2 protein-coding genes are annotated in these 2,215 nt (G+C 36.1%); both read left to right on the top strand.

The annotated features are described in order from the left end of the window. Positions 1-281: 281 nt before the first annotated feature. Positions 282-1,304, top strand: a complete 1,023-nt coding sequence (locus AAEY93_RS20180; protein ID WP_351079410.1) for a hypothetical protein — start codon at positions 282-284, stop codon at positions 1,302-1,304. A 3-nt stretch (positions 1,305-1,307) separates the two neighbouring features. Next, entirely contained in the window at positions 1,308-1,673 is a 366-nt protein-coding gene (locus tag AAEY93_RS20175; protein ID WP_351079412.1) for a hypothetical protein, read from the top strand. Positions 1,674-2,215: the final 542 nt, after the last annotated feature.

The following is a 2,215-nucleotide window of genomic DNA, read 5'->3' as shown; positions in this document are numbered from 1 at the left end:
CTCACATTACCCGAAACTGGGAATTATGTGTAATTAGGTGGGTTTATTATCCATACAAGAAATTAAACAAGGACAAAAAACAGTTTGTTTTTGCTCCTTCGTCGCATATTTTAACCAACTATTTTTCGCCTGTTAATTAGGCGTTGCTTATGCTAAAACTACCTTTTGAGTATATCGAAAGTTAGAAAACGTTGCTTTATTAAAAGCTACATATTGAGTACAATCTCAACCGATTTGTTGTGGATTCAACAAAATTATAATGGAAATTAAAGGATTAAAACATGGACGCACTACCTAGTACACAAAATAAAGCAATACATATAATTGAAAAACAGATGCCTGTAGATCAACTTATTATGATTATGTACAACTCACCTTCTGAGAATACTTACAAACACTTTAAAATGGTTAATTCCCATATTAAGAATGGCATTGTTCAAGTTGGACAAGTTGTATTATTGTCACCTGAAGATGCCAAAGAATGTACCATTGAGGAAGCTGAGTTTTTAAATATTGCTAAAGCAGTAGACTTAACTTTATTAAAATTGAGTAATTCAGAAAAACAGTTACTGGTGAATAGATATGAGTTTTTATCTAACGTTGCTAGTTATAATGGCTTATTTTTAGGTGTGAGTAATACTGCATGGAATGCTCATACCAGCCAAGTAAAATCAATACTGAAAGACTTAGAACGTACCTATGTTACTAGTTATAAATCGAACGGAAATTTAAATAATCGAAGTTTCTTTACTCAACGTAAAATTCAATTTGCACGTTTAGATACAGCACTTAGTCGCTTTGCACAACCTAATTTTGGTGGGAAACTGATTTCTGGAGACATTCGCAGTAATTTAGGTTTAAGCAGTAAAAGCATCATTCACCAATGGAGCAAGCAAGCAGGCAATGTCACCACAGTTCCTAATTTCCACAGAAACTATGCAGCTGTAGCTGAAATGTCACGTAATTTGAAGCGTGTTGGCTATGTAGGTATTGCTCTAACTGGATTTGATGCTGTAGCTAATATTCAAAAAGCTTGTACTGTTAGTGATACTGCTACGTGTAGTAAGGCTAAGTATACTCAAACTGGAAAAGCAGGAGCTAGTGTGCTTGGTGGTATAGGCGGAGGTATGGTCGCAACTTGGGCAACGTGTACATTAGTTTTTGGTTTACCTACAGGAGGCACAAGTGCTTTTTGGTGTGCAGTAGCTGCGGGGTCGGCTGGAGGCTATGCTGGAGGGAAATATGGTGGTGAACTTGGAGGGTTTTTAGGCGAAGAACTATATATGTCCAAAGGAGTTAAATGATTGATGCATGAACTTAGCTCTCTAACAAGGACTTTGATGTTTTTAGGTTTTACAGGTGGCGCCGGTATTTTTATTTGGATTGGCATTGTTTTTTACTTAAAATCTAAATGGTTACCTTTATTAGAGGACATCCTCGATAATGGTGTTCGGTTTTACACTTTAAATGTTTTTTTTGCAGGTCAAGGTGTGTTGCAATACGGTACAGTATTCCTTAGTTCTTTTCATGCTAAACGCTATGGTATGCTTGAAAAAAGAGATAAGGTTCCTAGACATATTCAAAGGCAATTTATTTTTGCTTTTTGTTGGTTCATGGTAAGTATTATGTTATTCGGGGCAGCTATTATATTGCATAGAACTTACGTACTCTAGAGTTTACAAATGCAACTAACAAATAAGGATAGGCCGCGCGAAGCCGCGTCCTTATCCCAAGTGTTGAACAAGCCCGAACACGTGGGATGTTACTCTTTATTATGTAAATAACAGTTCGAGAAAACGCGCGGTTTGATGTAACAATAACATGGCCACCCATGATTATTGGCTAAATAACAAACAATAAACTACGCTTTATTTACCCTTTCAAAATGGTAATTGAAGATGGCCAGACCAAGACAAACAATTAGGAATAACATGGCCACCCATGATTATAAGAATAACATGGCCACCCATGATTATTGGCTAAATAACAAACAATAACCTACGCTTTATTTACCCTTTCAAAATGGTAATTAAAGATGGCCAGACCAAGACAAACAATTGTTAGCTTAGATGACACGCCTTATTATCACTGTTGCTAAAGAATAACATGGCCACCCAAAATTATTGGCTAAATTATGCACAATAACCTACGCTTTATTTACCCTTTCAAAATGGTAATTAAAGATGGCCAGACCAAGACAAACAATTGTTAGCTT

Source organism: Shewanella sp. CAL98-MNA-CIBAN-0140 (assembly GCF_040309905.1).
GTDB lineage: Bacteria > Pseudomonadota > Gammaproteobacteria > Enterobacterales > Shewanellaceae > Shewanella > Shewanella psychromarinicola.
This window is presented reverse-complemented; position numbering and strand designations above follow the sequence as displayed.

Coding starts and splice junctions, on each gene's coding strand:
- AAEY93_RS20180 (WP_351079410.1), top strand. CDS start 282: ATGGACGCACTACCTAGTACACAAAATAAAGCAATACATATAATTGAA.
- AAEY93_RS20175 (WP_351079412.1), top strand. CDS start 1,308: ATGCATGAACTTAGCTCTCTAACAAGGACTTTGATGTTTTTAGGTTTT.